6 protein-coding genes are annotated in these 4,240 nt (G+C 72.2%); 5 read left to right on the top strand and 1 reads right to left on the bottom strand.

What is annotated here, in order from left to right; genetic code table 11:
• Positions 1-6 precede the first annotated feature (6 nt).
• Positions 7-327, bottom strand: a complete 321-nt coding sequence (locus VIB55_RS01095) for a hypothetical protein (protein ID WP_331874814.1) — start codon at positions 325-327, stop codon at positions 7-9.
• 222 nt (positions 328-549) lie between these two features.
• On the opposite strand from VIB55_RS01095, the gene VIB55_RS01090 reads away from it, so the two are divergent.
• The 5 genes from VIB55_RS01090 to VIB55_RS01070 all read left to right on the top strand — a co-directional run bounded on the left by VIB55_RS01090 (position 550) and on the right by VIB55_RS01070 (position 3,798).
• The gene (locus VIB55_RS01090; RefSeq protein ID WP_331874813.1) at positions 550-801 is read left to right on the top strand and encodes a hypothetical protein; all 252 of its coding nucleotides are present in this window, start codon (positions 550-552) and stop codon (positions 799-801) included.
• Between the two features lie 27 nt (positions 802-828).
• Positions 829-1,584: a pentapeptide repeat-containing protein gene (locus VIB55_RS01085; RefSeq protein WP_331874812.1), complete on the top strand. Its 756-nt coding sequence runs from the start codon at positions 829-831 to the stop codon at positions 1,582-1,584.
• Between the two features lie 169 nt (positions 1,585-1,753).
• Positions 1,754-2,269, top strand: a complete 516-nt coding sequence (locus VIB55_RS01080) for a hypothetical protein (protein ID WP_331874811.1) — start codon at positions 1,754-1,756, stop codon at positions 2,267-2,269.
• 26 nt (positions 2,270-2,295) lie between these two features.
• Positions 2,296-3,189, top strand: a complete 894-nt coding sequence (locus VIB55_RS01075; RefSeq protein ID WP_331874810.1) for a glycerophosphodiester phosphodiesterase — start codon at positions 2,296-2,298, stop codon at positions 3,187-3,189.
• A gap of 72 nt (positions 3,190-3,261) precedes the next feature.
• Positions 3,262-3,798 carry a BON domain-containing protein gene (locus VIB55_RS01070; protein WP_331874809.1) on the top strand — a complete coding sequence of 179 codons (537 nt, stop codon included), beginning with the start codon at positions 3,262-3,264 and terminating at the stop codon, positions 3,796-3,798.
• Positions 3,799-4,240: the final 442 nt, after the last annotated feature.

The following is a 4,240-nucleotide window of genomic DNA, read 5'->3' as shown; positions in this document are numbered from 1 at the left end:
GCCCCCTCAGTCCCGCGTGCCGCCGACCGCGGGGTCACCCTTGCTCTCGCCGCCGCGTTCGCGGATGACGGCGTTCTCGCTGTCCGGGCGCTGCTCGCTGGGCGTGTTCAGCACGCGCTGCTGGTCCTCAGGCACGCCCGCCACCTTCTGCCCGAAGCCGCCGGGCCGCTTGTCATCGGCCGAATCCACCAGGCCGGGAGCGGAGAAGTCGGGGCCGCCGTCGTCGGCGTCCTGAAATCCGGCCTCGGCGAACGCCTGCTCGCCGAGCGGATCGGCCTCGTCGATCTCCTCGGGATCGAAGGCGGGGTCCTCGTTGCGCTTGGTCATCGTCGTCAACTCCTGCGGTTCGTTGTTCAGCGCCGGCGCCCGCTGCCCGGCTCGGGTGGGGCCCCATGCGGCATCCGTGCCCCCGCGTTCCGCTGCCGGTTTCGGGGAGCCTGGCCCCTGAGCAAGGTCCGTGCGATCCGCCGGGAACGCGCGTTGCATAAGCTCTGTCCGGAGTCGGCCCCGCCGTGGCTGGCCAAACGCAAGCGGCGCAGGGAGGTGCCTTTGGCCGCAGTGTTGTGGGCGGTGCTCGCCATCAGTCTGATTGCTTCCTACGTCGCGCTGCGCTACGTGGCCGCGCTTCCGGAAGCCCCCGTGTGCCCCACCTGCCGCGCCGTCACCGGGCAGCCGGGGCGAACCACCGGGCTGGACCGCGCCCTGGCCCGGCTGGGCGGCGCCGCCCGCGAGTGCCCCCGCTGCGGCTGGGCTGGCCGCATGCGCTGGCGGCTTGCGCCCCAGGGCGCCGACCGCGGCTGAATTTCACCCGCCACCCTGAGACTGCCCATGGAGCCCCGCATTCTCTCGGACCGCGACCTGTGGATGCTCATCGCCGCCGGCCACCTGCGCCTGCGCGGGGCAGACCTGCACGGTGCACGGCTGGAGCGGGCGGAGCTGGGCGGGGCCAACCTGGAGCGGGCGATCCTGAAGGGTGCCCACCTGTCCGGCGCGTCGCTGCGCGGGGCCAACCTGTCGGGCGCGGAGCTGGCCGGGGCGGTGTTGGTGAGCGCGGACCTCACGGAGGCCAATCTCACCGAGGCGTTCCTGAAGGCGGCCAACCTCTGGGGCGTGCACGGCGAGGGGCTGACGATGGAGTGGGCGTACGCCGAGGGCGTGTTCCTGGAATGGGCACACCTCAAGGGCGCGCGGCTGACGGGCGCGTTCCTGAAGGGCGCGGTGCTCACCGGCGCCGACCTGGAGGGCGCGCACCTGAAGGGAGCCAACCTGACCGGCGCCTACCTTCACGGCACCGACCTGTCGGCGGCGCGGCTGGAGCACGCGGCGCTGGAGCACGCCGACCTCACGGGCGCGCGGCTGTGCGGGGCAGACCTGCGCGGCGCCAACTTCACCGGCGCCAACCTGACCGGGGCAGACCTGAGCGGCGCGAACCTGGAGGGCGCGATCCTGCGCGGCGCCGACCTGGCGGGCGCGCGGCTGGACCCCGGCTCCCTGGACGGCGCGGACCTGTCCCTTGCGGACGTGGATGCACAGCCTTCCACCGCCCCCTCGGCAGAACCCGAAGCCGCCGTCCAGCACGCCTGACGCGCCGGGAGCCGACTTTCGCACTTTCGCACTTTCGCACTTTCGCACTTTCGCACTTTCGCACTCACGCACTCACGCACTCCCCTCCCACGTTGCGGCGCGCCCGCGTCCAGCCTATGTTCAGCCCCCCAAGCAGACGTCCGCAGCCCCGCTGGAACCGTTGATCCCCATGAGCAGCCAAGCCGCCGCCCCCGTGTCTGGAGCCGCCTACGTAGAGCGCCGCCGCGCGCGCATCCTGGAGTCGCTGGGCCGCCCAGCGGAGCGCGTGGCCAAGCACGCGGAGCCGCTTTCGCCCGAGGGGCTCGACAACTTCAAGCGCCAGGGCGAAGACCTGTACGACAACGAGCTGGCCTGGGAAGAGCTGACCGACGAGGAGGCCATTCCCGGCGGGCACCTGACCGAGATGGTGTTCTCCGGGTTCCTGGCGCTGATCGAGGGGCTGCTGGTGGAGAAGGTTCCGGCTGACGCGCTGGCGCCCGCACGGCCGCACCCCGACGCGGTGGAGGAGATTCTCACCATGCTTGGTGACAAGTACCTGGACCTGACGGCCTACGTGGAAAGCGGCGCCGACTCGCAGAAGCTGGTGTACGCCCGCGTGATGACCGGCCGGCTGATCGACCTGGTGCTGTACCGCCTGTACGGCCTGGAATCGGGCGAGATCGACCGGCTGGAAGCCGCGGCCTGATCCGCCGCGCGCGGATTCCGCTTCCCGTGCGCTCTCCCTGGCTTCCGCTCGGTGGCGGCTCGCGTCCCGGGTACCGCTACCTGGCGGGCGCGCCCCTGCTGATCGCCCACCGTGGCGGCTCGGGGCTGGCGCCCGAAAACACGCTCCTCGCCTTTCGGCGCGCCCTGCACTGGTGGCGCGCCGATTTGCTGGAGATCGACGTGCAGCCCACCCGCGACGGCGAGTGCGTGGTCATCCACGACGCGCAGGTAGACCGCACCACGGACGGTTCAGGTGACGTGGCGGGCTTCACCCTGGCCGAGCTGCAGCGGCTGGACGCCGGCTACCGCTACACGCCAGACGGCGGCCGCACCTTTCCCTTCCGCGACACCGGCGTGCGCATCTCCACCCTGCGCGAGGTGCTGGACGCGCTTCCGGACGCGCGCGTGAACGTGGAGGTCAAGGACGGGCGCGCGCAGGCCGCCGTCCTGCGGACCATCCAGGAAACCGGATCCGCGCACCGCGTTCTCATTGCCGCCGGGGACAGCCGCAACCGCTCGCTCTTTCACGACTACGCGGGGCCGACCAGCGCGGGCGGACAGGACCTGTACGCGTTCTACGCCCTGCACCTGGCGCACGCCACGCGCCTGTACCGACCGCCGGTGGATGCCTTCCAGATGCCGGAGCGCAGCGGCGGCCGGCAGGTGCTGAGTCCGCGCTGGATCACCGAGGCGCACGCGCACAACGTGGCGGTCCACGTCTGGACGGTGGACGAGGAAGCAGACATGCGCCGGCTGCTGTCGTGGGGCGCGGACGGGGTGATCACGGACCGGCCGGACCGGCTGGCGCGGGTGCTCCACGAGGTAGCGGGCCGGCCTCTTCCGCCCGGCCCTCCGGACGGGGAGATGGAGCCCTGGCTGGAACGGTTGTTGCGGCCCTGACGCGGGCGATTTCGGGCGGCGCGGGCAGTGGGCCCGCGCCGCCCGGCGCACACTTGCCCGGAGGAACGACGGATGCCGCCATACGATGCCGGCTGGGCCGGACCCAGCGGTTGGAACCCTGCCCGCGGCGCGGGTCCCGGAATGGGGATGGGTCCGCGGGGCGGCTACGGCGGCGACTTCCGCCCGTACCCCGGCGCTGGCGGAGGGCGCGTGGCGGACGATCGCGGGCCCCAGCCGCTGCGGGAAGACGGGCAGTGGGAGAGCGGAAACGTGCACGGACCCGCGCGCTACGGCCTGGGCCCGTACCACCACCGCCTGCGCACCCGCCGCCGCCCGGACGACGAGGTGAAGAAGGACGTGGAGGACGCGCTCTTCTACGATACCTGGGTAGACGCCGAGGCGATTACGGTGGAGGTGAAGGACGGCGTGGTGACGCTGCGCGGCGAGCTTCCCGACTACCACGAGGTGCGCTACGCCACCGACGACACGTGGGATGTGGACGGGGTGCGCGGCGTGCACTCTGAGCTGACGGTGAACTCCGCGAAGCGCCCGCCGGTGGACGAGGTCGGCAGGCGGTCAGGGAGCGGCAACGGACGCGGGCGGGGTTGAACCTCGGGACATCGCAAAGCACCCTACCATCGGCGGCAACGGACGCGCGGCTGAGCAGCCATGTCACAGAGCCCTGTCATCCTGAGGCCCAGGCGCACCGCACCTGCCCGCAGCACAATCGTCGCGGGGCGAAGGATCTAGCGGCCGACACGTACCAGCCCGGGCGCGGCAGCGGTCACAAAACCCGACGCCTCGGCTGCCGTGGGGCCCTCACCCGGCCGCGCTGACACGCGTGCCACCCTCTCCCACAAACAGCGTGGGAGAGGGGGTACACTTCAGGGTTTGGTGCGTCTCGACGGGGTCTGGCGCGGCGGCGGGCGCCCCCCATCCCCAGCCCTTCCCCCGCAAACTGCGCGGGGGAAGGGAGCCAGTCGAATGCGCGGGCCCAGCCGAAGCGCAGTCGAATACTCCTCTCCCCCATGGGGTTTATGGGGGAGAGGCC

This window comes from Longimicrobium sp. (genome assembly GCF_036554565.1).
GTDB lineage: Bacteria > Gemmatimonadota > Gemmatimonadetes > Longimicrobiales > Longimicrobiaceae > Longimicrobium.
The sequence above is the reverse complement of the archived record's forward strand: the minus strand, read 5'-3'. Positions and strand labels throughout refer to the sequence as shown.

Coding starts and splice junctions, on each gene's coding strand:
- VIB55_RS01070 (WP_331874809.1), top strand. CDS start 3,262: ATGCCGCCATACGATGCCGGCTGGGCCGGACCCAGCGGTTGGAACCCT.
- VIB55_RS01095 (WP_331874814.1), bottom strand. CDS start 327: ATGACCAAGCGCAACGAGGACCCCGCCTTCGATCCCGAGGAGATCGAC.
- VIB55_RS01080 (WP_331874811.1), top strand. CDS start 1,754: ATGAGCAGCCAAGCCGCCGCCCCCGTGTCTGGAGCCGCCTACGTAGAG.
- VIB55_RS01085 (WP_331874812.1), top strand. CDS start 829: ATGGAGCCCCGCATTCTCTCGGACCGCGACCTGTGGATGCTCATCGCC.